At 31.6% G+C, this 25,303-nt stretch carries 23 protein-coding genes; 16 read left to right on the top strand and 7 right to left on the bottom strand.

Annotated features, from left to right (window positions below):
* The 5 genes from ITB9_RS05930 to ITB9_RS05910 all read left to right on the top strand — a co-directional run bounded on the left by ITB9_RS05930 (position 1) and on the right by ITB9_RS05910 (position 5,887).
* Positions 1 to 1,374 carry an aminotransferase class V-fold PLP-dependent enzyme gene (locus tag ITB9_RS05930; RefSeq protein ID WP_054851534.1) on the top strand — a complete coding sequence of 458 codons (1,374 nt, stop codon included), beginning with the start codon at positions 1 to 3 and terminating at the stop codon, positions 1,372 to 1,374.
* Between the two features lie 80 nt (positions 1,375 to 1,454).
* Positions 1,455 to 2,990, top strand: coding sequence for a glutamine-hydrolyzing GMP synthase (guaA, locus tag ITB9_RS05925; protein WP_054851533.1), 1,536 nt, complete (start codon positions 1,455 to 1,457; stop codon positions 2,988 to 2,990).
* A 142-nt stretch (positions 2,991 to 3,132) separates the two neighbouring features.
* Positions 3,133 to 5,070, top strand: coding sequence for a LysM peptidoglycan-binding domain-containing protein (locus ITB9_RS05920; RefSeq protein WP_054851532.1), 1,938 nt, complete (start codon positions 3,133 to 3,135; stop codon positions 5,068 to 5,070).
* A 38-nt stretch (positions 5,071 to 5,108) separates the two neighbouring features.
* On the top strand, positions 5,109 to 5,648 hold the full coding sequence (locus ITB9_RS05915) for a hypothetical protein (protein ID WP_054851531.1): 540 nt from the start codon (positions 5,109 to 5,111) through the stop codon (positions 5,646 to 5,648).
* 2 nt (positions 5,649 to 5,650) lie between these two features.
* The gene (locus ITB9_RS05910) at positions 5,651 to 5,887 is read left to right on the top strand and encodes a DUF3820 family protein (protein WP_036598481.1); all 237 of its coding nucleotides are present in this window, start codon (positions 5,651 to 5,653) and stop codon (positions 5,885 to 5,887) included.
* 105 nt (positions 5,888 to 5,992) lie between these two features.
* Here the strand turns inward: ITB9_RS05910 and ITB9_RS05905 are convergent, their stop codons facing one another.
* On the bottom strand, positions 5,993 to 7,621 hold the full coding sequence (locus ITB9_RS05905) for a DUF4832 domain-containing protein (protein WP_054851530.1): 1,629 nt from the start codon (positions 7,619 to 7,621) through the stop codon (positions 5,993 to 5,995).
* A 274-nt stretch (positions 7,622 to 7,895) separates the two neighbouring features.
* Here ITB9_RS05905 and ITB9_RS05900 point away from each other — a divergent pair, with 274 nt between their 5' ends.
* The 3 genes from ITB9_RS05900 to ITB9_RS05890 all read left to right on the top strand — a co-directional run bounded on the left by ITB9_RS05900 (position 7,896) and on the right by ITB9_RS05890 (position 12,323).
* Positions 7,896 to 9,512, top strand: a complete 1,617-nt coding sequence (locus ITB9_RS05900) for a CTP synthase (RefSeq protein WP_054851529.1) — start codon at positions 7,896 to 7,898, stop codon at positions 9,510 to 9,512.
* Positions 9,513 to 9,595: 83 nt separating this feature from the next.
* Entirely contained in the window at positions 9,596 to 11,506 is a 1,911-nt protein-coding gene (gene yidC / locus ITB9_RS05895) for a membrane protein insertase YidC (RefSeq protein WP_054851528.1), read from the top strand.
* Positions 11,507 to 11,639: 133 nt separating this feature from the next.
* The gene (locus ITB9_RS05890) at positions 11,640 to 12,323 is read left to right on the top strand and encodes a toxin-antitoxin system YwqK family antitoxin (RefSeq protein ID WP_054851527.1); all 684 of its coding nucleotides are present in this window, start codon (positions 11,640 to 11,642) and stop codon (positions 12,321 to 12,323) included.
* Positions 12,324 to 12,428: 105 nt separating this feature from the next.
* Here ITB9_RS05890 and ITB9_RS05885 read toward each other — a convergent pair whose 3' ends face one another.
* Positions 12,429 to 13,400, bottom strand: a complete 972-nt coding sequence (locus ITB9_RS05885) for a fasciclin domain-containing protein (protein WP_028289524.1) — start codon at positions 13,398 to 13,400, stop codon at positions 12,429 to 12,431.
* 150 nt (positions 13,401 to 13,550) lie between these two features.
* On the opposite strand from ITB9_RS05885, the gene mnmA reads away from it, so the two are divergent.
* The 7 genes from mnmA to ITB9_RS05850 are packed head-to-tail and all read left to right on the top strand — an operon-like array spanning position 13,551 to position 20,457.
* Positions 13,551 to 14,768 (top strand): tRNA 2-thiouridine(34) synthase MnmA, encoded by a 1,218-nt coding sequence (gene mnmA / locus ITB9_RS05880; protein ID WP_261975565.1) that lies wholly within the window; start codon positions 13,551 to 13,553, stop codon positions 14,766 to 14,768.
* Between the two features lie 25 nt (positions 14,769 to 14,793).
* Complete coding sequence (locus tag ITB9_RS05875; RefSeq protein ID WP_054851525.1) at positions 14,794 to 16,425, top strand: S8 family serine peptidase; 1,632 nt, start codon at positions 14,794 to 14,796, stop codon at positions 16,423 to 16,425.
* A 33-nt stretch (positions 16,426 to 16,458) separates the two neighbouring features.
* Positions 16,459 to 17,400, top strand: coding sequence for a nitronate monooxygenase family protein (locus tag ITB9_RS05870; RefSeq protein WP_054851524.1), 942 nt, complete (start codon positions 16,459 to 16,461; stop codon positions 17,398 to 17,400).
* Positions 17,401 to 17,414: 14 nt separating this feature from the next.
* Positions 17,415 to 18,176: an FkbM family methyltransferase gene (locus ITB9_RS05865; RefSeq protein WP_054851523.1), complete on the top strand. Its 762-nt coding sequence runs from the start codon at positions 17,415 to 17,417 to the stop codon at positions 18,174 to 18,176.
* A 42-nt stretch (positions 18,177 to 18,218) separates the two neighbouring features.
* The gene (locus tag ITB9_RS05860; protein WP_054851522.1) at positions 18,219 to 19,601 is read left to right on the top strand and encodes an MATE family efflux transporter; all 1,383 of its coding nucleotides are present in this window, start codon (positions 18,219 to 18,221) and stop codon (positions 19,599 to 19,601) included.
* Between the two features lie 20 nt (positions 19,602 to 19,621).
* Positions 19,622 to 19,849 carry a hypothetical protein gene (locus ITB9_RS05855; protein ID WP_028289530.1) on the top strand — a complete coding sequence of 76 codons (228 nt, stop codon included), beginning with the start codon at positions 19,622 to 19,624 and terminating at the stop codon, positions 19,847 to 19,849.
* A gap of 32 nt (positions 19,850 to 19,881) precedes the next feature.
* Entirely contained in the window at positions 19,882 to 20,457 is a 576-nt protein-coding gene (locus tag ITB9_RS05850; protein ID WP_054851521.1) for a phosphatase PAP2 family protein, read from the top strand.
* A gap of 1 nt (position 20,458) precedes the next feature.
* On the opposite strand, the gene ITB9_RS05845 is transcribed toward ITB9_RS05850, so the two are convergent.
* From ITB9_RS05845 to ITB9_RS05835, 3 genes are read right to left on the bottom strand one after another with little or no spacing between them, the layout of a single operon-like run.
* Positions 20,459 to 22,093, bottom strand: coding sequence for a glycosyltransferase family 39 protein (locus ITB9_RS05845; RefSeq protein ID WP_054851520.1), 1,635 nt, complete (start codon positions 22,091 to 22,093; stop codon positions 20,459 to 20,461).
* Positions 22,086 to 22,709 (bottom strand): lipid-A-disaccharide synthase N-terminal domain-containing protein, encoded by a 624-nt coding sequence (locus ITB9_RS05840; protein ID WP_028289533.1) that lies wholly within the window; start codon positions 22,707 to 22,709, stop codon positions 22,086 to 22,088. Before ITB9_RS05840 ends, ITB9_RS05845 begins: the two co-directional genes overlap by 8 nt.
* Positions 22,709 to 23,422: a glycosyltransferase family 2 protein gene (locus ITB9_RS05835; RefSeq protein ID WP_054851519.1), complete on the bottom strand. Its 714-nt coding sequence runs from the start codon at positions 23,420 to 23,422 to the stop codon at positions 22,709 to 22,711. The genes ITB9_RS05840 and ITB9_RS05835 overlap by 1 nt, the downstream gene beginning before the upstream one ends.
* A gap of 94 nt (positions 23,423 to 23,516) precedes the next feature.
* Between ITB9_RS05835 and ITB9_RS05830 the strand changes: the two genes are divergently transcribed.
* Entirely contained in the window at positions 23,517 to 24,458 is a 942-nt protein-coding gene (locus ITB9_RS05830; RefSeq protein ID WP_054851518.1) for an NAD(P)-dependent oxidoreductase, read from the top strand.
* Between the two features lie 166 nt (positions 24,459 to 24,624).
* Here the strand turns inward: ITB9_RS05830 and ITB9_RS05825 are convergent, their stop codons facing one another.
* Both ITB9_RS05825 and ITB9_RS15595 read right to left on the bottom strand, forming a co-directional pair.
* Entirely contained in the window at positions 24,625 to 24,840 is a 216-nt protein-coding gene (locus tag ITB9_RS05825; RefSeq protein WP_054851517.1) for a hypothetical protein, read from the bottom strand.
* Positions 24,841 to 24,858: 18 nt separating this feature from the next.
* Positions 24,859 to 25,303 (bottom strand): hypothetical protein (locus ITB9_RS15595; protein WP_187294257.1); only part of this gene is annotated, 445 nt, incomplete at its 5' end.

Here is a 25,303-nt window from a genome sequence, read left to right as displayed (position 1 = left end):
ATGCATAAAATAGATTTAGATTTAGTTGAAATGACGCTAGACGTCATGAAGTACACTATTGACCGTATTTCCAAAACCGAAGACGTTATTGGTAAGCCACAAAAAGCAGCTACACTAAAAGCTTTAGTTGGTGATACTGTTACAGATAAAGGAATTGGTGGAGAAACAGCATTTAATCTATGGAAGCAACATTTAATGCATGCTAATGTAAAAATAGATCATCCACGTCATTTAGCATTTGTACCAGCATCTCCAACTAGAGCCTCTATTTTATTTGATTTAGTGACTTCTGCCTCAAGTATTCATGGTGCATATTGGATGGAAGGTGCTGGAGGGATTTTTTGCGAAAACGAAGCCATGAAATGGATTGTATCCTTAACAGGATTGCCAGAAGGTGCGTTTGGAGTATTTACCAGTGGTGGTACAGCAGCAAATTTATCTGCAATTGTAACAGCAAGAGAATATTGGCGTAGTTTAAACGATCAAAATAAATCACAAAAAGGATTAATTATTACTTCTATTGGAGCGCACTCTTCTATTAAAGCTATGGCTAAAGTAGTAGATGTGGATGTATTATTAGTAGATACAGAAGACCGTTTAAAAGGTAGTGCACTACAACACACAATTGATAAATTAACACCACAACAAAAACAACGTCTATTTGCTGTTGTAGCAACAGGAGGAACAACCAATGCAGGAATTATAGACGATTTAGATGGTATTGCAACTATCTGTCAAGCAGAAAATTTATGGTTTCATGTGGATGCTGCTTATGGAGGAGGAGCTTTAGCAGCAGATTCTGTTAGACATTTATTTAACGGTATAGAAAAAGCAGACAGTATAACTATAGATCCACACAAGTGGATGTTTTCGCCTTACGACTGTGGTGCTGTAATCTATAAACAACCAGAATTAGCTAAAAAAGCTCATGCACAAGAAGGCTCTTATCTAGATATTTTTAAAGACGAAGGTGCACATGGTTTTAATCCTACAGATTATCAAATACAATTAACACGTCGTGTCAGAGGGTTGCCATTATGGTTTAGTTTGGCTACTCATGGAACAGATAGGTATAAACAAGCGGTTGAAAGAGGTTTGGAGTTGGCAGCAATCTCTGGACAGTTAATTAAAGACATGGATCATGTCGAGTTGGTTAGAGAGCCAAGCTTATCTTGTGTTTTATACAGACGTAAAGGTTGGACACCAAACGACTACAGAGATTGGACGTTTGCTAACCATGATAAAGGATTTGCTTTAGTAACACCTACAAAATGGAAAACAGGTGACACTTTTGAAACAGTTTCGCGTTTTTGCTTCATAAATCCAGACACTACTGAGCAAGATATTAAGGCTATTTTAGAGTCTATGAAATAGTAAATTAAAATTGTTAAAAAAATAGTGTAAATTTCATATATCTTAAATAGTATTTTTCCGCACAATTACTATTTTTGTGCATGCAACACGACAAAGTACTTATTTTAGATTTCGGATCGCAATATACACAACTAATTGCGCGCAGAGTTAGAGAGCTTAACATCTATTCCGAAATACACCCTTTTAACAAACCACCAAAAAACGTAGACGACTACAAAGCAGTAATACTGTCTGGTAGCCCAATGTCTGTTAGATCTGAAGATGCATTTCATCCTGATCTATCAGAAATTAGAGGAAAAAAACCAATGTTAGCAGTCTGCTATGGTGCACAATATTTAGCACACTTTTCAGGAGGTGAAGTAGCAGAATCTAACACACGTGAATATGGACGTGCTAACTTAAGTTTTGTTGAAGATAATGAAGCCTTTTTAGAAGGTATCCAAGTTGGAAGTCAAGTATGGATGAGCCATAGTGACACCATTAAGCAATTACCAGAAAACGGTAAATTGTTAGCAAGTACACACGATGTACAAAATGCAGCTTATAAAATAGAAGGCGAAACGACTTATGCCATTCAGTTTCATCCAGAAGTGTATCATAGTACAGATGGTAAACAATTGCTAGAAAACTTTTTAGTTAATATAGCTAATGTTAATCCAGATTGGACACCAAATGCATTTGTACAAGAAACCGTAGATGATTTACAAGCTAAATTAGGAGACGATAAAGTTGTCTTAGGATTATCAGGTGGTGTAGACAGTTCTGTAGCAGCTATGTTATTACATAAAGCAATAGGTAAAAACCTATATTGCATATTTGTAAATAACGGATTATTACGTAAAAACGAATTTACAGATGTACTAGAACAGTACAAAGGGATGGGCTTAAATGTAAAAGGTGTAGATGCTTCGGCACGCTTTTTGGATGCATTAGCAGGACTGAGTGATCCAGAATTAAAACGTAAAGCTATTGGTAAAACCTTTATCGAAGTTTTTGATGACGAAGCCCATTTAATACAAGACGTAAAATGGTTAGCACAAGGAACTATTTATCCTGATGTTATTGAAAGCGTAAGCGCAACAGGAGGACCAAGTGCAACAATTAAAAGTCACCATAATGTAGGCGGTTTACCAGACTACATGAAATTACAAATTGTAGAGCCACTTCGCGCTTTATTTAAAGACGAAGTAAGACGTGTAGGTGCATCAATGGACATGGATAAAGACTTATTAGGACGTCACCCTTTTCCTGGACCAGGTTTAGCAATCAGGATTTTAGGAGATATCACAGCCGAAAAAGTACAAATACTACAAGACGTAGATGCTGTGTTTATAAATGGATTACGTGAGTCAGGATTATATGACAAAGTATGGCAAGCAGGAGCTATTTTACTTCCAGTAAATAGTGTAGGAGTAATGGGAGACGAGCGTACTTATGAAAAATGTGTAGCCCTACGTGCAGTAGAAAGCACAGATGGTATGACAGCAGACTGGGTAAATTTACCTTACGAGTTTTTACAAAAAACAAGTAACGATATAATAAATAAAGTAAAAGGTGTTAATAGAGTAGTTTACGACATAAGTAGTAAACCGCCAGCAACAATAGAGTGGGAATAAGAAAACTTGATTAGGGTTAAAATAATTTGGGCGTTACCACAAGGGTCGCGTTTTACATTATATCTTTTTTTTGCCATATATAGCAGCAAAAAAAAGGATGCCATTACAACCGCTAACGCAGTTTGAAACGTATAAATAACATATGAGAAAATTAATATACATATTAAGTATAATTGTATTATTTGGCTGTGCTTCCGCAAAAGCACAAAATTATAAAACGCATAAAGTACAAACAGGTGAAACTATAGAAGAGATTGCTACAAAATACAAAGTAACAAAATCTCAGATATATGCTTTAAATCCGGATGCAAGAAAGGAGTTAAAACCTAATGCTGTTTTAATCATTCCTAATGCTGCATTAGTACCAAATAGACCAACAGTAACAGAGGTTAAATCTTTAGAAGGTTTTAAAACACACAAAGTAAAGCGTAAAGAAACCCTTTACAGTTTGTCTAAAAAATATGATGTTGCACAAGAAGAAATCAAAAAACACAATCCAGATTTATACTCAAACAGTTTACGCAAAGGAGACAAAATAAAAATTCCGATTTATAAAGTATCTAAAGAAGTTACTACTAAATCCTCAGTAACAAAATATACTGTAAAACCAAAAGAAGGAAAGTGGCGTATTGCTTACCAATATGGTATCACAGTTCAGGATTTAGAAGATTTAAATCCAGAAATGGCAGAAGTCTTGCAACCAGGAGATATTGTTAACGTCCCAAATTTAGAAGTAGAAGATGTAAAAGTTGTTGATGAGCAATATAGTTATTATACGGTTTTACCAGCAGAAGGTTTTTATAGATTAAAAATAAAAACAGGATTAACTCAAGAGCAATTAGAACAATTAAATCCTGATTTAGCAACTACAGGTTTAAAACCAGGTATGGTTTTAAAAATTCCTTTTGACGCTAATATCACAGCTATTAACCACGGATTAGATCCTTCAGTTTTGGCAGATTCATTAATGGTGTCTGACTTAACAACACGTCAATTAGATTTAGCAACTAAGCATGTTGCTATAATGTTGCCTTTTAAGTTAAATGAAGTTAATTCGGACTCAATCTATGATGCTAAAAAAATAATTAAAACAGATGCTTATGTTAGCATGTCGTTAGAATTTTATTCAGGCGTTAAAATAGCTTTAGATAGTTTGTCTTCTTTAGGTGTTAATCTTAAAGTTGATGTTTATGATACCGAAAAAAGAGAAAGTACGGTAAATTCAATAGTAAAATCAAGTGAGTTTGATGATGTAGATGTTGTGATTGGACCAGTAGATTCAAAGTTGTTTAATTCTGCTGCAGCAACATTAAAAAGTAAAAATATACCACTAGTTTCACCTATTACTAAAACAGTAAATCTAGGAGATAATGTATTTCAGTCTAGACCATCAGAGACATTATTAAAAGAAAGATTATTAGAGTATTTTAAAGCAGATACTACATCTCACTTTATAATTATTTCTGATATCAAAAATAAAGAAACTGCAACATCTCTTAAAAAGAGTTTTCCTAAGGCATCAATTGTTATGTCAAGAAAAGTATATAAAACAGGAGCTGATGCTTATTATATTATGGATTCTGATATTGAAAGTAAACTTAAACCAGGTAAAAATGTGGTGTTTTTAGAAACAGCTAATGCAGGTTTTGTATCTAATGTATCAAGTGTTTTAAATTCAATAATTAAACCAACAAAACAAATTGTTTTAACAACAACAGATAAAACTAAAGCTTTTGAAGACGATGAGGTTAGTAACATGCATTTGTCAAATTTAAACTTTACTTATGCCTCTATTAATAAGTCATTTAGTGAGGATGATAATAATAGTTTTGCAAAACGTTACAAAACGTTATACCATGAAACACCATCTACTTATGCAGTTAGAGGTTTTGATTTGACTATGGATGTAGTGTTAAGATTGGTGACTTCAGAAGATTTGTATTTATCTGCAATTCAATCTCCTTTAACAACTTATGTAGAAAATAAGTTTGCTTATAAAAAGGAGTTATTTGGTGGTTATTACAACAATACAGTTTACATTGTACAATACAAAGATTTAAGAATTGTTGAGGTAAAATAATAATTTTAGTCAATTTACGTTGATTGCATATTATGCCTATGATTAAGTATGTTTTAATAGTTGCCAGTTTTTTGCTATTACAAAATGATGTAATGGAAGAGTTACCTTGGAGTAAAGACTACAAATTAACTTGGTCAGACTTTAAAGGAAAACCTATAGCAGGTAATGATGCTGTAGCAGTAACTGCATCAGGAATAACATTTAGCTATTCAATTCAAAGAGAAAATAAAATTATAAAAGGCTTTAAAACTATAGTTAAAGCCTTTTTTTATCCAGAACATTCTTGGTGTAAATTGGATAAAGTAGATACTCATGTTTTAGGACACGAACAATTGCATTTTGATATTACAGAGTTACATGCAAGATTGTTTAGACAACGCATTTCTAAAATACAACCACATAGTACACTTCCACAAACTTTACAAACTCTTCATGCGACTATAGATGCAGAGTTAGCAGCTATGCAAAAAAAGTATGATACTGAAAGTGAATATTCAATTAATCACGAAGGGCAAAAAAAATGGAAAGATAGTATTGCAAAGCGATTATTAGTTCTTTCAAAATTTAAATCTAAATAATAATGCAGCTTCAGCCTGATAAAGATTTTTTAATAAAATTGGCACATACTAAAATGCCTTTTGGAAAATATAAAGATAGATTTTTAATAAACCTTCCAGAACATTATGTTGTTTGGTATCGTAATAAAGGTTTTCCAAAAGGAAAATTAGGTGAAATGCTTGAGACCGTTTACACACTTAAAGTAAATGGATTAGAAGATTTGATTTGGAATATTAAAAAGCAGTACCCTAGTAAATAGGATTTTAATTAACGTTTGATATGGCGAATTTAAATTCGCCATATCAAACGTTAATTAAAAGTAGTTTCAATAAAATAGGTTATTACATTTATATTTTGAGGCTAATTATTGCTTAATAAATTTATGGGTTATTGATTTTTTATCAGCTAAACGAATAATATATATTCCGTTTACTAAGTCAGAAACATCTAGTTTTTTGTTATTTGAAATAGTAGTTTCTTTAACCAATTGACCAATCATATTATATATTTTAACTTTTTCCTTACTAGAATTTTTAAATTGAATTGTTATAAAATCTGAAGCAGGATTTGGATATATTGAAAAATTATTTAATTCAAAATCCTCAACCCCAAGTGTATTTAAAGTTACAGTTTGTAACAAATTATTGTAGCCTGTTGTAGCGTCCCATAAACCTGAATTTGCAAACTGAACACTATAATCTGAATTAGAAGATAAATTCGTGTTAATGTCAGGTAACCAAAGGTATAGTTGAAAAGTACCTGTTAAACCAATATTAAAAACTTGATTAATTGTAATTGTAGATTCCCATGTCCTAATATACGAGTTTATTAAATAAGTAGTTACGTCATCTGTTGCAGTATTTTTTAATACTAAATAGGCATTTCTTTCTTTAAAAGGTCTAGCAAAACCAACATTTGTAATGTTTAAGGTTAAATCAATATCAGATCCTGATTGTGTTATTGATGACGAATTTAAAACAAATCGGTAGCCTAAATTTTTAAGGATCTCATTGTATTCATTTGTATTTAATTGATTCCAGAAGTCTTGATGATAATCTCTATTTAAAGTGGTCCAATTAGTCAAACCCATTTCGTAAATAGCATTTGCACCTGTGGTTCTAAATCCATTATCACAAGGATTTAATCCATTGGTTTCTCCTGTCATTGGTAAATACTTAGTTTCATTAGACAAATAATTGTATTGTGTATTGCCAACAGGGTTAGTACACTCATCAGTATTATATGTACCTTGGTCTCCATAATTATTCAAAAAAGCATCATTATAAAAACCAACTCTTGCATTTGCAGTATTTTGGTAAGCAGATTGTTCTGTTAATTGGGTGTTACCATACATAGTTGTCTTAATGCCAGCATATCTAACCTGAATAGGTGTCTCTAATGGTGTAGCAGCTAACATGGCATCTACAATGTCTTTACGGTTTGCCCATTGGGTTGCAGATATGTTTCCGTCGGTCCCAAACTCTGTAGAGTTTGTATAATACCATTCACCCCAAGTACCAATAAAACCAGCTTGAAGAGAAAATATAACATCTTTATTGTTGTTTAAAATAGCAGATAGTTGAGAGATATGATTTAGTATTTGAGACTTAGTTGGTTGTTGAGCTTCGGTACCTACTTCATTAGAATAAGAGAATCTTACAATAATTTTAAGACCTGCTGTTCTTACATTATCAAAATCGGTTTGTATATTATTTAAATAAGTAGTGCTAATGTCTTCATCTAAAAAGTTATCAAGTAAGAAGTAACGATAAACAACAGTTACTTTATCTGCACTAGTTTTCCAATTATTTAATGTTGTAACCGAAAAATTATTTGCTCCATCAATTGTTGCATAATCACTTGCTGTTATAGAGTATTTTTGCAAGCCACGTTCTGGGTTTGTAATAATATCTGTAGAAGGAGTGTAGTTTACAGTTTGTCCCGATAAAATAGCTTGAAATAAAAGTAAAAGCAATAAAAGTGGTTTTTTCATTGGTGTTGTTTTTAATTATTTTGTGGTTGATATGACTTGTTTAATATACGAGTAATTGCAGTAAATGGATTATATTATAAATCCACTCCAAACTTCAAATACTATTTACATAAAACCATTAATAATCCATTAGCCTTAAATAACGACAAGATCAAGTATATTAAGTCTTTAGTTAATTTTATAAGTCAGCTATAAATTCTTCCAAAAATAAAACAAGAAAGACCAACACGTTCCACTTAAAAATCGTAAATTTGCTCGCGTTTAACAACGCAACATGACACCAGAAACTAAGTACATATTTGTAACAGGAGGAGTAACATCTTCCTTAGGAAAAGGAATTATAGCAGCATCTTTAGCTAAGCTACTTCAAGCTCAGGGTTACAGAACCACAATCCAAAAATTAGACCCTTACATTAACGTTGATCCAGGTACGTTAAATCCGTATGAACATGGTGAATGCTACGTCACAGATGATGGAGCAGAGACCGATTTAGACTTAGGACATTACGAGCGTTTTTTAAACGTGCCAACCAGTCAAGCTAATAATGTAACGACAGGTCGTATTTACCAAAGCGTAATTAATCGCGAACGTAAAGGTGAATTTTTAGGAAAAACTGTTCAAGTAATACCTCATATTACAGACGAAATAAAAAATAGAATCCAAATTTTAGGAAACTCAGGTGATTACGATATTGTAATTACCGAAATAGGAGGAACCGTTGGGGATATAGAGTCTTTACCATACATTGAAGCGGTAAGACAATTAAAATGGGATTTAGGAGATAATAACGCTTTAGTTATACACTTGACGTTAATCCCTTATTTAACTGCAGCTGGTGAGTTAAAAACAAAACCAACACAACACAGTGTAAAAACATTGATGGAAAGTGGTGTACAAGCAGACATTTTAGTATGTCGTACAGAGCATGAATTACCATCAGACCTTAAACGTAAATTAGCATTATTTTGTAATGTGCGTGAAGAGGCAATTATACAATCTATTGATGCATCAACAATTTATGATGTACCAAATTTAATGCTTGAAGAAAAACTAGATCAAGTTGTACTTAAAAAATTAGCATTAAATAGTGATGTTCCAGATTTAACAAACTGGAATAAATTTGTGAAAAGACATAAAAATCCAAAATCAGAAATTACAATTGGTTTAATTGGTAAGTATGTAGAGTTACAAGATTCTTACAAATCTATTTTAGAAGCCTTTATTCATGCAGGAGCAGAGAATGAAGTAAAAGTCAATGTAGAATCTGTGCATTCAGAATACTTAAATGCAGATAATATTAAAATGAAATTATCGCATTTAGATGGGGTTTTAGTAGCTCCAGGTTTTGGAGAACGTGGTATAGAAGGTAAAATTACAGCTATTAAATATGTGCGAGAAAATAATATTCCGTTTTTAGGAATTTGTTTAGGTATGCAAATGGCAGTTATTGAGTTTTGTCGTAACGTAATGGAATTATCAGATGCTAGCTCGACAGAAATGAATCCAGATACTACTAATCCAGTAATAGATATCATGGAAGATCAAAAAACCATTACAGACATGGGAGGAACCATGCGTCTTGGTGCTTGGGATTGCCATATAGAAAAAGATACAATTGCTTACAAGGTTTATCAATCTCAAGATATTAAAGAACGTCACAGACATAGATACGAGTTTAACAGTACTTTTAAAGCTCAGATTGAAGCAGCAGGATTAAAAGCAACAGGATACAATCCTGATACTAAACTTGTAGAAATTGTAGAAAATCCCTCTCATCCTTGGTTTGTTGGTGTACAATATCATCCAGAATATAAAAGTACAGTTGCCAATCCACATCCTTTATTTGTAGCATTTGTAAAAGCAAGTTTAAAGCATAGTAAGAAAAAATAAGTGTCAATTTGACACCTAATTAAAAGTGGTCAAATATTTGACTAATAATAACTCCTCATAATAAGTAAGAGGGACCAAACAATATGGAAGAAAAAAAACTAGACGTCAAGTCAATAATAGGTTTCGTTTTAATATTCGGAATCTTATTGTTTATGATGTGGCAAAACCAACCAAGTGCTGAAGAAATTGAAGCACAAGAAGCCGAAAAACAAGCACAAATTGAAGCAGATAAAAAAGCAAAAGCTAACACTGCTAATACAAATGATACTAAAGTAACTACAGCTTTAGACTTTGCTAAGCCAACAGATTCAGCTCAAGTTGCAGCTTTACAATCTAAAATTGGTGATTTTGCATTTTCAGCAGCAACATCAACATTTAATGATGATGAGTTAACGGTTAGCAATCAAGTTTTAGATTTAAAATTTAATACAAAAGGTGGTCACTTATCAGAAGTTAAACTTAAAGAGTTTGTAGATTTTAATCAAGTACCAATCTATTTAGTTAAAGATGGTAACTCTGTATTTAACATTCAGTTTCAAACAACAGATAATCGTACTTTAAATACTAAAGATTTATATTTTCAGCCTACAGTTACTAAAAGTGGTGAAAACACTATAGTATCCATGAAACTAAAAACTGCACAAAATAAGTTTTTAGAATATAATTATGTAATTAAACCAAATGACTATATGGTAGATTTTACCATTAAATCTCAAGGTTTAGAAACTGCAATTAATACTTCAAATCCAATTAATTTAGATTGGACACAAAAAACATACAGACACGATCAAAGTATAAGTTACGAGAATAGATACACACGTCTTACATACAAAACAGATGGTGATGTAGATAAATTATCTCAAATGGGAGATGATGATGAAACTGAAGAAGATGTAGATTGGTTATCTTACAGACAACACTTTTTTAGTACAATCTTAGTAAGTGATAAGCCTTTTAAAGAAGTAAAAATTACGTCTAAAAATTTAGTTGAAGATGAAGCTGTAGATTCAGTGTTTACTAAGCAATTTTCGACTAAAACTGCTTTAGCTTTAAGTGGAGCAGCCATAAATAATAATTTAAAATTATATTATGGTCCAACGGATAGTCAGATTTTAAAAAAATACGATAACAATTTAGAAGAAAGTATTCCTTTTGGATGGGGAATTTTTGGATGGATTAACAAGTTTTTATTTATCCCTTTATTTAGTGGTTTAAGTTCATTTTTACCTTATGGTGTAGCTATTATAGTTATGACTGTAATTATTAAACTTGCTATGTCGTTTGTACAATACAAACAATATTTATCTCAAATGAAATTGAAGGTGTTAAAACCTGAATTAGATGCCATTAGAGAAAAATATAAAGACAATAAAATGAAGGCTCAGCAAGAAACTATGGCACTTCAGAATAAAGCAGGAGCTAGTCCTTTAGCAGGATGTTTACCAGCTTTAATACAAATGCCTGTGTTTTATGCTTTATTTATGTTTTTCCCTACAGCTTTTGCTTTAAGACAGAAAAAGTTTTTATGGGCTGAAGATTTATCATCTTATGATGTTGTTGCAGAGCTTCCGTTTAACATTCCGTTATATGGAGACCACGTTAGTTTATTCCCAATTTTAGCAGCTATTGCTATTTTCTTCTACATGAAATTAACAACGGGACAAAACCAAATGTCTGCGCCACAGCAAGAAGGGATGCCAGATATGGCTAAGATGATGAAGTACATGATTTACTTTGCTCCAATAATGATGCTTATTTTCTTTAATCAGTATGCATCAGGTTTAAGTTTATACTACTTTATTTCTAACTTAATTAGTATTGGTATTTTATTAGTTATCAAGAATTACATTTTAGATGAAGAAAAAATACATGCTAACATTCAGGTTCAAAAAGCAAAACCTAAAAAAGAAAGCAAGTTTCAAAAACGTATGAAGGATATGATGGAACAAGCTGAAAAGCAAAAACAAATGCAACAAAAAAATAAAAGAAAGTAATTTCTTCTTATTTATCATATAAAAGCTGTCTGCTATATTTTAGTATGGCAGCTTTTTTGTTATAACAAAAGTGACTTATTAACGTTAAGGTTAAAGGCTTGATTTCCGCGAAAGCGATATAATATTTATTAGAATGAAAAAAATAACACTTTTAATTATTGTTTTAATTACTACTACTGTAAGTTTTTCTCAGGAGTTTAATCAGTTTGATGATAATGGTAAACGTCATGGAACTTGGAAAAAGACTTTTGAAAATACTAAAGTTTTACGTTATCAAGGTCAGTTTGACCATGGTAAAGAGGTTGGTACTTTTAAGTTTTATAAAAACATAAACGGAAAAGCTGTTTTAACAGCTACCAAGGTCTTTAACAAGGCTGATGATGTGGCTCAAGTTACTTTTTTAGCAAGTAATAAAGCTAAGATAAGTGAAGGTAAAATGCGTGGTCGTAATTATATTGGTAAATGGGTTATTTACCACAAAAACTCTGATCAAGTCATGACTGAAGAAAATTATAATAGTAACGGTAAACTTGAAGGCCAAAAGAGGGTCTATTACTTAAGTGGTCAAGTTGCTGAATTAGCATTATATAAAGACGGTTTGTTGCATGGAGAGTCTAAATGGTATGCAGAAAATGGTAACCTAATTAAAAGTGTAACATTTAAAGAAGACAAGTATGATGGTGTGTATAAAACTTATAATAAAAATGGACAAATAGCAAAAGAAGGTCATTATAAAAATGACGTTAAATGTTGTGTTTGGAAGCGTTATAAAGATGGTAAGTTAGTAGAAGAAAAAGATTTAGATAAAAAAGGATAATTTTTTTAATACTTTATACAAAAAAGCCGACTTATATATTAAGTCGGCTTTTAAATTTACAATAACATTAATTAAGGGTAAATGTTATGGTAAACACACTAAATATTATTGTGGTGGTAAAATAACTTGGTCAATAGCATGTACAACACCATTTGTAGCTTGTATGTCTACTAGACTTGTTATTATGTTGCTAACTCTATCATTGGCATCAGTTAAAGTAAAAGCTGTAGCGTCTGCTGTAATGTCACCTCCTAAAGTAGCAACAGTACCAGAAGCAAGCATTGATGATTGTACGTTAGCTGCAACTATGTGATAAGTTAAAACAGCATCAACTGTAGCTGTATCAAGGTCTGTTAAAGCTGTTGCATTAAGTTCTACTAATAAGTCTCCAAAAGCAGCATCAGTAGGTGCAAATACTGTAAAGGGTCCAGCTTCAGCATCAGACACTGTAGTAATGTAAGGTACTGTTGGCATTCCAGAATCAGCATATTGTAAGGCTGCAACTAGGTTTGTCAAGTTTGGGTTAGAGGTTGCAAATGTTGCTATTGTTGGTAAATCAATTACTGCATCAACTACATGAACAATTCCGTTTGACGTATTTATATCTGCTAATGCTACGTCAGACGTTCCGTTAAACGTTACTCCAGAAGTACCATCCCAAAACAAACTTAAATTAGTGTTATTTGGTCCAGAAGCTAAAGTTGTTGTGTAACCAGTGCTTCCTGCTAAGTCAGAAGACATGATGTTAGATCCATCAATAACATGGTTTAACAAAATTTGCGTTAGTACTTCATCAGGAACTTCTTCTAAAGATGCAAATCCTTTAGCATCTAAAAATGCTGTAAAGGCATCATTTGTTGGTGCTAATACTGTTTTGTCTCCAGATGCAGACAAAGCATCTACTAATCCAACTTGTACAGCAGCTTCAACTAAAATACTTAAGCTTGGTGTTGCTTGTGCAGTTTCAACAATATTTAATTGTTGTTCTTGCATTTGTTGTGCGTCATCGTCGTCGCTACAAGATACAAATGCAAATGTCGCTAAAAATAGCAGTGATAATTTTTTGATAGTTTTCATATTTTTTGTTTTATTTTGTTTAACAAATCTAATAAAAGATTAAACAAAACAACTTAAAGATTTGTTAAAATTTTATAACCACTTGTTTTGTAGTTATGTTAGTAGATAATCCAATTCTAGTTTATGCTAATAGATTTTATATAAAAACTTATCTTTGCAGTCTATTTAAAATTAGTCATGAAAAAAAGAGTTATTGTTGGATTGTCAGGAGGTGTAGATTCTAGCGTTGCTGCTTACTTATTGAAGGAGCAAGGTTATGAGGTTATTGGACTGTTTATGAAAAACTGGCACGACGATTCCGTTACTATATCAGATGAATGTCCATGGTTAGACGATAGTAATGATGCTATGTTAGTAGCAGAAAAATTAGGTATTCCTTTTCAAACTGTTGATTTAAGTGAACAGTATAAAGAACGTATCGTAGATTATATGTTTGACGAGTATGAAAAAGGTCGTACACCCAATCCTGATGTGTTATGTAATAGAGAAATCAAGTTTGATGTTTTTATGAAAATAGCATTAGATCTAGGTGCGGATTATGTTGCAACAGGACATTATTGTCGTAAAACTACAATAACTAAAGATGGTCAAGAAGTACACCAATTACTAGCCGGAAAGGACAGTAATAAGGATCAATCTTATTTTTTATGTCAATTATCTCAAGCACAATTAGCAAAAGCACTATTTCCGGTTGGAGAATTATTAAAACCAGAAGTAAGAGCCATTGCTAAAGAGCAGGAACTTACAACAGCAGATAAAAAAGACTCACAAGGGTTATGTTTTATTGGTAAAGTAAGATTACCAGAATTTTTACAACAACAACTGAAGCCTAAAGAAGGTGTTATAGTTGAAATACCTAAAGATAATTCGTTTTACAACGAAACTTTACCAACTTTTAGTAATAAGCTAGAAGAACTGAAATATCAATCCAGAAAGCCAAGTTACCAAGTGGCTGAAGGTAAAATAATGGGTAAACATCAAGGTGCACATTATTTTACAAAAGGTCAGCGTAAAGGATTAGCAGTTGGTGGTACGGTTGAACCTTTATTTGTAATTGATACAGATGTAAACGAAAACGTGATTTATACAGGTCAAGGTGCATCTCATCCTGGTTTATTTAAAAAAGCATTATTTGTATCCAATGATGAGTTACATTGGGTTAGACAAGATTTGGCTCTAGAAAACGATCAAAGTATGCAAGTTTTAGCCAGAATTAGATACAGACAACCACTTGAAAATGCCACTTTATATAAAGTAGAATCTGGACTTTACGTTCAGTTTGAAAACCCTCAATCTGCAATTACAGAAGGTCAATTTGTTGCTTGGTATTTAGATGAAGAATTAGTTGGTTCTGGTGTAATTTCTTAAATTGCAGTAACAAAACGTTATTGCTATGAAACACATTTACTTATTTTTATTTTCAATGTTTTCAATTGGGATTTACGCACAAGAACATGCTTGGGTGTATTTAGCAGACAAACCTGATAGTGCAGCAGCTTTAGCTAATCCTATTTCTATTTTAACTCAAAAAGCATTAGATCGTAAAGCAGCACATAATGTAACTGTAGATTTTAGAGATGTTCCTGTTGATGAATCTTACATATCAGCAATAAAATCTCAAACAGGTATTACAGTAGTTTCAAAATCTAAATGGTTTAATGCAGTGCATGTTTTAGGTACTCAAACCAATATTAATGCTTTGTCAGCTGTTATGGTTAATGGTAATTCTATAGTAAGCACTATAGATTTTGCAGATTCAAGTTTAAATGCACGTCCTGCTCAAAACCAAAATAAACACGATTTTGAAGCTAGTCTAACAGACTTTACTTATGGTAATACCTCTAATCAAGTAACCATGATTGGAGTAGATCATTTACACCAAAATATCAATAATTACACAGGTACAGGAATGACAGTAGCAGTTATTGATGCTGGTTTTCCTAATGTTGAGACTATGAATGGTTTTCAGCGTTTAAGAGATGCAAACGGAATTGCTGGAGGTTATGATTTTGTAGATAGAAATTCAAACGTTTATGCTTACTCAGGTAATTCTCACGGAACTTGGGTGTTAAGTGATATGGCTGGATTTATTCAAGATCAATTTGTAGGTACAGCTCCAGACGCAACCTATTATTTATTTAGAACAGAAGATGCAGCAACCGAAACACCTTTGGAAGAAAGTCTTTGGGTTGAAGCTGCAGAACGTGCAGATAGTTTAGGAGTAGATGTTATAAATTCGTCTTTAGGCTATACTACATTTGACAACCCTAATTACAGTTATACTCCAGCTCAGATGGATGGTAATACAGCTTACATTACAAAAGGCGCTAATATTGCTTTTGAAAAAGGGATACTAGTCGTTAATTCTGCTGGAAATTCAGGTAGTGGTAGTTGGCAAATTGTTGGTGCACCAGCAGATGCTTCAGGTGTATTTAGTATTGGTGCAGTTCAAGCTAATGGGACTTATGCGTCTTTTAGTTCAAGAGGTAGTAATGCTCAACCAACACAAAAACCAGATGTTGTAGCTCAAGGTCAAGCTAGTTATGTTATAAATACTAATGATGCTGTAACAACTTTAAACGGAACATCGTTTAGTGCTCCTATTTTAGCAGGAGGAATTGTCTGTTTATGGCAAGCATTACCTGATAAAACGAATGCCGAAATTATGCAATTGGTACGCGAGTCAGCATCACAATACTCCACACCAGATTTTTTCTTAGGTTATGGTATTCCTGATTTATCTCTAGCTTTAGCTGAAGGATTATCTTTAGATGAATTTGATACCCAAAACACAACACTAAAACTATATCCTAATCCTGTTGTCAATCAATTAACAGTCGAAATTCCTAGTCAATTTGAAGAAGCTAGTATAAAAATGTATGATGTTTTAGGTAAAAAAGTAATCGATACTAAAGTCAATGCAATTAATAAAAAGGTAGATACATCAGTATTGTCTAAAGGTGTCTATTTAATTAAAATTGAAGCAGAAGGCCTTTCAATTACTAAAAAAATTATTAAAAAGTAAAAGATATAATTTTAACAAACTAACATAAAACTAATGCCAAATTCTATAACAAAACTTTTCAATATAAAATATCCAATAATCCAAGCAGGAATGATTTGGAATAGTGGATGGAAACTAGCTTCAGCAGCTAGTAATGCAGGAATATTAGGACTAATTGGAGCAGGAAGTATGTATCCTGATGTGTTAAGAGAGCACATTCAAAAATGTAAAAAAGCAACCGATAAGCCTTTTGGTGTTAATGTCCCAATGTTGTATCCAAACATTGAAGAGATTATGAATATTATTGTTGAAGAAGGTGTTAAAATAGTATTTACTTCTGCAGGAAACCCTAAAACATGGACTAAGTGGCTACAAGATCAAGGTATTACAGTAGTACACGTTGTCAGTAGTGTTAAGTTTGCTTTAAAAGCACAAGCAGCTGGTGTGGATGCTATTGTAGCCGAAGGTTTTGAAGCTGGAGGACATAATGGTCGTGATGAGACCACAACTTTAACTTTAATACCAATGGTTAAAGAGCAGTTAGAAATACCATTAATTGCAGCTGGAGGAATAGCTACTGGTAAAGCTATGTTAGCGAGTATGATTTTAGGAGCAGACGCAGTACAGGTTGGAAGCCGATTTGTTGCAAGTACAGAAAGTAGTGCACATGATAATTTTAAGCAAGTAGTTGTAGATGCTAAAGAAGGAGATACACAATTAACTTTAAAAGAATTAGCACCTGTAAGATTAGTTAAAAATAAGTTTTTTAATCAAATTGAAGCTTTATACAAAACAGCGCCTTCACTTGAAGCACTTAAAGGATTACTTGGTCGTGCAAGAGCAAAAAAAGGAATGTTTGAAGGCGATTTAGAAGATGGCGAATTAGAAATTGGTCAAATTGCAGGATTAATACACGACATTAAACCAGTTGCTGATATTGTAAAACATATGGTAGAAGAGTTTGAAGCGGCTAAACTTAATGTGGCTAAACTTTAATAGTATTTATATAAATGCTAATAAATAAACTGTTTTTTAAAGCTTACCAGATAAAATATCTTTTCAAGTGGATAGATGTACTTGGTATTTTTCAATATCTTAAGCTAATATCTAATTTACAAAGTGATTCCGAGTTTTTAGAACTTAAACTTAAAAGTTATACTTCAACTATATATTTAAGACCTAAGACTTCCGATTTTAAAATTTTTAAGCAAATTTTTATTGCAGAAGAATATAACGTCACATACCCAAATCAGGTTAAAACTATTATAGACGCTGGATCTAATTGTGGCTATTCAATAGTTTATTTTAAAAATAAATTCAAGGATGCTAAAGTTATTGCTATTGAGCCAGATCATTCTAATATTAAAATGATTAGAAAAAACACTCAGAATTTAACAAATGTAGAGCTATTAGAAGGTGGTGTATGGTATAAAGATTCAGACTTAAATATTTTAAATAAAAATGCAGGGAAATGGGCTTTTAGAGTTGTTGAAGCTAAAAAAGATGAAGGTGAATTTAAAGGGTTTTCGATTAATACGATACTAAAACAATTCAATCTAGAAAGTATTGACTTATTAAAACTTGATATTGAAGGTACAGAAAAAATAATCTTTGAAAACAATGTACAACCATGGTTGTCTGTAACATCATTTGGATTTTTAGAGCTTCATGAAAATTATGAGCCTGGTGTCACTAAATTGATTCATAAAATATTAAAATCTGAGAATTTTAAAATATCACATTCTGGTGAAAATCTAGTGTTTTCAAAATAATATTTAAGATGTTTTCCGTTTAAAAACAACTACATTTGCTTTATGGTTTTAAGCAATTACACAAAAGAATTTAAATATAATTGGCAGCTTGCAGCTCCTGTAATGTTAGGTATGCTAGGTCATACTTTTGTGAGTTTTATAGACAATATTATGGTTGGCCAATTAGGTACAGCAGAGTTAGCAGCTGTGTCGTTAGGAAACAGTTTTATGTTTATAGCAATGTCTATAGGTATTGGTTTTAGTACAGCTATAACACCATTAGTTGCAGAGGCAGATAGCGCCAACAATTTTGACGAAGGAAAATCTGCTTTTAAGCATGGTTTGTTTTTATGCACTGTTTTAGGTTGTTTACTATTCTTATTAGTGTTTTTTGTAAAACCTTTAATGTATTTAATGAAACAACCAATTGAGGTTGTAGAGTTGGCTATTCCGTATTTAGATTTGGTAGCCTTTTCTTTAATTCCGTTAATAATTTTTCAAGGTTTTAAACAATTTAGTGATGGTTTGTCATTGACTAAATATCCAATGTATGCCACAATTGTAGCTAACTTAATTAATGTAGGTTTAAACTATTTATTGATTTTCGGAAAATTTGGTTTCCCAGAAATGGGTATTGTAGGTGCAGCTTATGGGACTTTAGTGTCTCGTGGTGTTATGGTATTTTACTTATGGTGGCTTTTAAAAGGTAGAGCAAAATCTAAAGATTATGTTACCAATATTAAGTTGTTTGTTTTAGATAAATTAATGCTGAAAAAGATTATAAGTTTAGGTACACCAAGCGCTATGCAAATGTTTTTTGAAGTAGCCATCTTTACAGCAGCAATTTGGTTAAGTGGTTTGTTAGGTAAAAACCCTCAAGCAGCTAATCAAGTGGCTTTAAACTTAAGCTCAATGACCTTTATGGTTGCTATGGGATTAAGTGTAGCCTCAATGATTAGGGTTGGTAATCAAAAAGGTTTGCATCAATATTTAGAACTACGTCGTATTGCAGTGTCTTTATTTTTGATGGGTTTTATTTTTGCAGTAATTTTTGCCTCCTTATTTTTAATATTCAATCAGTTTTTACCAAGATTATATGTGGATTTTGACGATGCTATTAACTTTAAAGATAATATGGAAGTTGTATCCATAGCTTCACAACTGTTAATTGCAGCAGCCATTTTTCAAATTAGTGATAGCCTGCAAGTTGTTGTTCTTGGAGCTTTAAGAGGTTTACAAGATGTTAAAATACCGACTTTAATCACTTTTATTTCCTATTGGCTAATTGGATTTCCTGTTAGTTGGTATTTTGGAAAAGCAGATGCTTATGGTAGTTTTGGTATTTGGCTAGGTTTACTAGCAGGACTAACAACTGCTGCTATTTTATTGTTTATACGTTTTAATTATCTAACTAAAAGGTTAATTTTGAACTCAGCTAATAACTAACAGCTAAAAGTTAATAAAACATGGAATTACCAAAATATATATTAGGTGATAATACAGATCATCCAAATGCAATCTTTGTAATACATACCGAATTTCCTAGATTTATAATTAATCTTGAAGATGATGAGGTAGAGTGGTTTGAAGATTTTGACCAACATGATCAAAGAGAATTAGAAATGGAAACCGAAAACTTAATTAAAGAAGCTACTGCTTTTTATGATCGTGAAGTTGCACGTTACGAAGAGTAAAAACTGGGTTTAATTACCCTCAAAATTATTATATGTTAGACCAATTAGTACAATACGACAAAGAATTATTTTTGTTTTTAAACAATTTAGGAAGCACCTCTTGGGATGCTTTCTGGGTTTTTTATACTGACAAAGTACATTGGGTTCCGTTTTACGCTATCCTGTTGTTTTTAATGTATAAAAAGTTGAATACAAAAATGTTTGTATTAACATTAGTGGTTATTGCTTTAATGATTTTGTTTACAGATCAAGTTACTAATTTATTTAAAAAAGTATTAGTTAAACGATTACGACCTTGTCATGAAGACGAGCTAGTGCAAGCCATGAGATTACTTAAATCTTGGTGTGGTGGACAATATGGTTACTTTTCTGGACATGCAAGTAACAGTATGGCAGTCGCTATATTTTCTGGATTAATGTTACGTTATAAGTATAAATATTTGATATACTTTTTAATTGTTTGGGCTCTAGCTATGGCATATAGCCGAATTTACATTGGAGTACATTATCCTTTAGATGTTGTAAGCGGAATGATATTTGGTGCGTTCTCTGGATATTTATTCTATAAACTTGACAAATATTTACAGTCAAGGTTTCAATTAAAATAATTTATTTTTTTCTGAAATAATAATACTTGCTAATCAGTCTATCTTTATACTGTTTACTATCTGGTTCACTTTCGTTTAAATCAAAAGTTTTAATTAATTCAATTGAATAGTTTTTGCTGATTATTTCTTGATCCTTTTTACTGATATTGTTAGCTAAAACTCCAAATTCAGTAGCCTTAGGAAATATGTAAACACCTTTGCTTTTTGTTATCTGCGGAATTTTTTGACCATATTGCCAAATAGCTTCTGGAGAGATATGATTTATATTATACAATTTAACTTGAGTTTCTTGATGAGTTTTTAATAAAGAATTAATTGGTTTAAAATTAGAACTTGTAAACGTTTTAAAAAGCGGTAATCCAAATAAAAATAAAGCACCAAAAAAAGTAGTTGTTAAGATAAAAACAGTTTTAATGTCTTTCTTTATTAGCTTTAGTAAAATAAATAGACCTAAAGTAAATGCAACTATTACAAAAACAGCAAACTTAATTGGATGCTGACTTAATTCTGTTTTAAACATAAAAAATAGAGCGATAGGAGCAATCATACCTATTACAGCTATTAATCCAAAATTAAAATATACAGGAATAGTTTCGCGTTTATCTGTTAACGATTTAAATTCACGAATTAAATAATCAATATAAAAGCCAATATTTAAAGCTAGTGGTATTAATACAGGCATCAAGTAACGCGATTTTTTTTCAGGTATTAAGGATAATAAAATAACTGCAAAAATGGTCCATAATAATGTAAATTTATAGGCTTTAAAATTTATAACTCTCGATTTTAAATATGGATAAAGCAAACTTATAAATGCAGGAATAGTCCATAATCCACTTTGTGTAAAAAAACTCCAATAGTAGTAAAATGGTCTAACATTGTAACTTGTCCAATTTCCAGTTTCTTTACTGGTGATGGCTTTAAAAGTTTCAGCATCTTCTAATCTAACATATAAATACCACCAACCTCCAATAGTTAATGCTATTATTAAAAGAGCTAATATTGGTACTATTTTAGGTTTAATAGTATTGTATTTAAAACTAAAACCATAAGCCATTGTAAATGGTAATAACAAGGCATAAAAACTTACAGGACCTTTACTTAAAATAGAACATCCTATAAAAAATCCAGCATAAATAACAGAGGTCCATTTAGTAATGTCAGAATTAAAAAAGCAAACTAAGTGGTAAATAGCAACCATCATAAAACCATGAGTAAAAATATCCCAAGGTGCTTCAATTGTAATTCCAATAACGTAAAATGAAGTCACTAAAATTAAAGTGTTTAAATAGCTGTGTATTTGATTTTTTAAAATTAAGTTAGACAGTTTGTAGCTGTATATGGCTAAAACCATAATCATGATTATAGCAGGTAAACGCATTCCAAAAATACTTTTAACACCAAAAACTAATCCCGAAATAGCAGTTAACCAAGTTGGTAAAGGTGGTTTTTCGTAACGTGCTTGACCATTCATGGTAGTTAACAACCAGTTGTTATCTTGTATCATCTCTCTAGCTGTAATAAAATTACGAGCCTCCATAATGGTAACTTGAATAGTGTCTAAATTTGGTAGTAGCATGATTGCAATAAGCAAACATAGAGTTGCAAGCGGATATTTTTTTAAAAATTTAGGCATCTTGTTTTTTTAAGATCAATAAATTACGAATGTAAATAACAGCTCCTAATGAGTGTCCAACTAATAAGACATAATCTACTCTAAAAATAGCGTAAGTCAAAATTAAAAGCGATCCTGTTAAGCTTAAAGCCCAAAAGCCAAGCGGTAAAGATGATTCTTTGTTTTTTTCAGAATAAATCCATTGAAATACAAAACGTAGTGTAAATATAATTTGAGATACTATGCCTAACGACAATAACCAAAACGGAATGGCTTCGTTTTTAAATAATTTTACAGTATCAATTTCGTTATTATTAAAGTAAAAGACTGTCACAAAAACAGGCATTAATAATAAGATGTAACGTACACTAACGTGGTAGGTTTTCCATTGGTTTTGTAATTGTAGATTTCTTATGTAAATATAATAAGTCAAACTTTGACCTAACATAATTGCAAAATCATCACGTAAATATCCATAAATAAACAAAAGGAAAGACGCAATTAAACTTAGTGTCCAGAATAAGGTTGGTGTAATGACACGTTTTTGTTTCTCGCTTGTAATCCATTGGATGATTAATCGAGAAGAAAATAAGGTTTGAGCCAAAAAACCTATACTAAGTATAATCCAATTGCTCATTATTTTTGTTTAGCAACTTCGTAATTGATGTACTTTTTTTTCATCCATAAATAAGCAAAGCAATCCATTAAAGGTCCAAGTAAACGGTTCCATAAACCAAATTTGGCTTCTCCAGCAACTCTAGGAAAATGTTGTACAGGTATTTGCTTAGTCTTACCGTTTTGTAACATAATCATAGCAGGTAAAAAACGATGTAATCCTTTAAACATTGGGATACGTTTAGCATAGACTGTTTTAATAACTTTTAAAGGACAACCAGTGTCATCCATACCATCTTTGGTAAAAGCACGTCTAATTCCGTTAGCAATTTTTGACGACATGTTTTTTACAAAACTATCTTTACGGTTAGAGCGTACACCTGTAACCAAATCAAACTCACCAATATGTGCTAAAAGTAAATTAAAGTCTTCTGGAGTAGTTTGTAAATCGCTATCAATATAACCAACAAGCTCTGTGGTAGTGTAATCAAAACCTGCTTTAATAGCAGCACTTAATCCTCTATTTTCTTTAAATAAAATATAGTCAAACTGCTCGTTTCTGCTACAAATAGCTTCAATTAAATCTTGGCTTTTATCTTTAGAGCCATCATTAACAAACAATATTTTGGTAACTTTAGTTGCTATTTTTGTATAAGCTAACAGCTCCTTTTCAACTCTTAATAAATTATCTTCCTCGTTATAAACAGGAACAACAATGGTAAATTGGTAATTCATAAACCTATTTTAGTACTGCAAATGTATTGTTTTTTAAAGAATTGAAATTACTATCGAAAAAAAATCTGTTTCTTTGTAATACTTAAAAACATTTATGAAAATATTAGTCACTGGAGCAGCAGGTTTTATAGGCTCTCACACCTGTGAGCGTTTACACGATTTAGGTCATCAGGTTGTTGGTTTAGATAATTTTAATGATTATTACAGCTTAAAGCTGAAAACCTTAAACGAAAAAGCACTTTTAAATAAGGGAATAACCATTATAAAAGCCGATTTAAGAGATGATAGTTTAGCCAAAGCTTTACCAAAAGACATCAACTATATTTTTCATTTTGCTGCACAGCCTGGTATTTCTGCAAGCTCTACATTTGAAGATTATTTTAGTAATAACATTATTGGGACTAAAAATTTAATAGATTATGCATTACAGTGCAATGCATTGCAATTATTTGTTAATATAGGGACGTCTTCAATTTATGGTTTACAAGCAACCTTTACTGAAGATGCAGCACCAAAACCAGCATCACATTATGGCGTTACAAAATTAACAGCAGAGCAACTTGTTTTACAAAAAAGTAGAGAACACCAATTTAAAAGCTGTTCCTTACGCTTATATTCTGTAATAGGACCAAGAGAGCGTCCAGAAAAAATGTATACAAAATTAATTACTTGCGCATATAATGGAGAGGCTTTTCCGTTATATAATGGTAGTGCAACGCATTTACGTAGTTTTACTTATGTTGGTGATATAGTAGACGGAATTGTAAGCGTTATAGATAATGAAGATGTTGTTGATGGAGAAATTATTAATCTTGGTACAGAGGTAGAACATACTACTCAAGATGGTATTGAAGCAGTACAACAAGTTATTGGTCAAACTATAAAAATAGATCATGTCAAGTCTAGAGTAGGAGACCAATTGCGTACAAAAGCTAATATTGATAAAGCTAGAAAACTGTTACATTATAATCCAAAAACAACTTTATTAGAAGGTGTTGCAGCCCAAGTAGAATGGTATAAGGCTAATTTTTTGTAGTTGTTTTTTCAAGTTTATTAGTAAACTAGCTTTAAAAGCTAATTTTCTTTGTAATTATTACTTTTACAATAGCAAAATCAGGACTAACTTATGATAATAATTATAAAAGTGTTTTATTGAAAAATTAATGAGTTTTTACTTGTTTTTTAACACAGTACTTTGTTTCCTAACGTTTTTTACTTTTTTCTTTTTCTCCAACTGCCCATTTCCTTATTTTTTCATTTAAACCTCGAAATCCAATTCCGCCAAATAACATTCCAATCGGCATTCCGATAATAGTTCTCCAAAATTCTTTTGGGTTTCGTTTATAGTCAGGTAAATATGCCCAATAAATGAAAGCTCCAAGAAGGATTACTAAAACGACAATTATTATATTTTCCATTTTTAAAATTTCTCGTTTTTAATTTTCAAATTCGGTTTTTTCATAATTCAACATCTTATCAATTTTCCATTCAGAAACTTTTCTAATTCTTTTAATTCGGTCAGATAATTCAGAGTTGTAAGAACATCTACTTTCATTAAATCTAATCCAATTCGGAAAGTATTTTTTTGCTAATTTAAAAGTCCGTTTTTCAATTTTACCTGAATTAGCGTTATTAGTTTCAAAGTCTGTATTCGCAATTAAATTTGTCCGATAATTAAGTGCATACCTTAAAGCGTTTTCCAATTTAGGATTGCACTTTTCAATTTCTTCGTCTTCCCAAACTATCGCATCAGCTAAAGCGTGATAATCAAATTTCGGATTTTCAAAATCAGATTTAGTTGGAAGGCTATCTTTAAATTTTCTGAAAACTCTCCTAATAAATAATTCTTGTATTATCCGTTCTGCTGTTTTGCGCATCTTT

Origin of the sequence: Olleya sp. ITB9, from assembly GCF_001315805.1 — a bacterium.
GTDB classification, from domain to species: Bacteria; Bacteroidota; Bacteroidia; order Flavobacteriales; family Flavobacteriaceae; genus Olleya; species Olleya sediminilitoris.
This window is presented reverse-complemented; position numbering and strand designations above follow the sequence as displayed.

Coding starts and splice junctions, on each gene's coding strand:
- ITB9_RS05830 (WP_054851518.1), top strand. CDS start 23,517: ATGAAAATATTAGTCACTGGAGCAGCAGGTTTTATAGGCTCTCACACC.
- ITB9_RS05840 (WP_028289533.1), bottom strand. CDS start 22,709: ATGAGCAATTGGATTATACTTAGTATAGGTTTTTTGGCTCAAACCTTA.
- ITB9_RS05845 (WP_054851520.1), bottom strand. CDS start 22,093: ATGCCTAAATTTTTAAAAAAATATCCGCTTGCAACTCTATGTTTGCTT.
- ITB9_RS05850 (WP_054851521.1), top strand. CDS start 19,882: ATGTTAGACCAATTAGTACAATACGACAAAGAATTATTTTTGTTTTTA.
- ITB9_RS05920 (WP_054851532.1), top strand. CDS start 3,133: ATGAGAAAATTAATATACATATTAAGTATAATTGTATTATTTGGCTGT.
- ITB9_RS05930 (WP_054851534.1), top strand. CDS start 1: ATGCATAAAATAGATTTAGATTTAGTTGAAATGACGCTAGACGTCATG.
- ITB9_RS05890 (WP_054851527.1), top strand. CDS start 11,640: ATGAAAAAAATAACACTTTTAATTATTGTTTTAATTACTACTACTGTA.
- ITB9_RS05900 (WP_054851529.1), top strand. CDS start 7,896: ATGACACCAGAAACTAAGTACATATTTGTAACAGGAGGAGTAACATCT.
- ITB9_RS05865 (WP_054851523.1), top strand. CDS start 17,415: ATGCTAATAAATAAACTGTTTTTTAAAGCTTACCAGATAAAATATCTT.
- ITB9_RS05910 (WP_036598481.1), top strand. CDS start 5,651: ATGCAGCTTCAGCCTGATAAAGATTTTTTAATAAAATTGGCACATACT.
- ITB9_RS05860 (WP_054851522.1), top strand. CDS start 18,219: ATGGTTTTAAGCAATTACACAAAAGAATTTAAATATAATTGGCAGCTT.
- ITB9_RS05870 (WP_054851524.1), top strand. CDS start 16,459: ATGCCAAATTCTATAACAAAACTTTTCAATATAAAATATCCAATAATC.
- ITB9_RS05855 (WP_028289530.1), top strand. CDS start 19,622: ATGGAATTACCAAAATATATATTAGGTGATAATACAGATCATCCAAAT.
- guaA (WP_054851533.1), top strand. CDS start 1,455: ATGCAACACGACAAAGTACTTATTTTAGATTTCGGATCGCAATATACA.
- ITB9_RS05885 (WP_028289524.1), bottom strand. CDS start 13,400: ATGAAAACTATCAAAAAATTATCACTGCTATTTTTAGCGACATTTGCA.
- ITB9_RS05875 (WP_054851525.1), top strand. CDS start 14,794: ATGAAACACATTTACTTATTTTTATTTTCAATGTTTTCAATTGGGATT.
- ITB9_RS05905 (WP_054851530.1), bottom strand. CDS start 7,621: ATGAAAAAACCACTTTTATTGCTTTTACTTTTATTTCAAGCTATTTTA.
- yidC (WP_054851528.1), top strand. CDS start 9,596: ATGGAAGAAAAAAAACTAGACGTCAAGTCAATAATAGGTTTCGTTTTA.
- ITB9_RS05825 (WP_054851517.1), bottom strand. CDS start 24,840: ATGGAAAATATAATAATTGTCGTTTTAGTAATCCTTCTTGGAGCTTTC.
- ITB9_RS05915 (WP_054851531.1), top strand. CDS start 5,109: ATGATTAAGTATGTTTTAATAGTTGCCAGTTTTTTGCTATTACAAAAT.
- ITB9_RS05835 (WP_054851519.1), bottom strand. CDS start 23,422: ATGAATTACCAATTTACCATTGTTGTTCCTGTTTATAACGAGGAAGAT.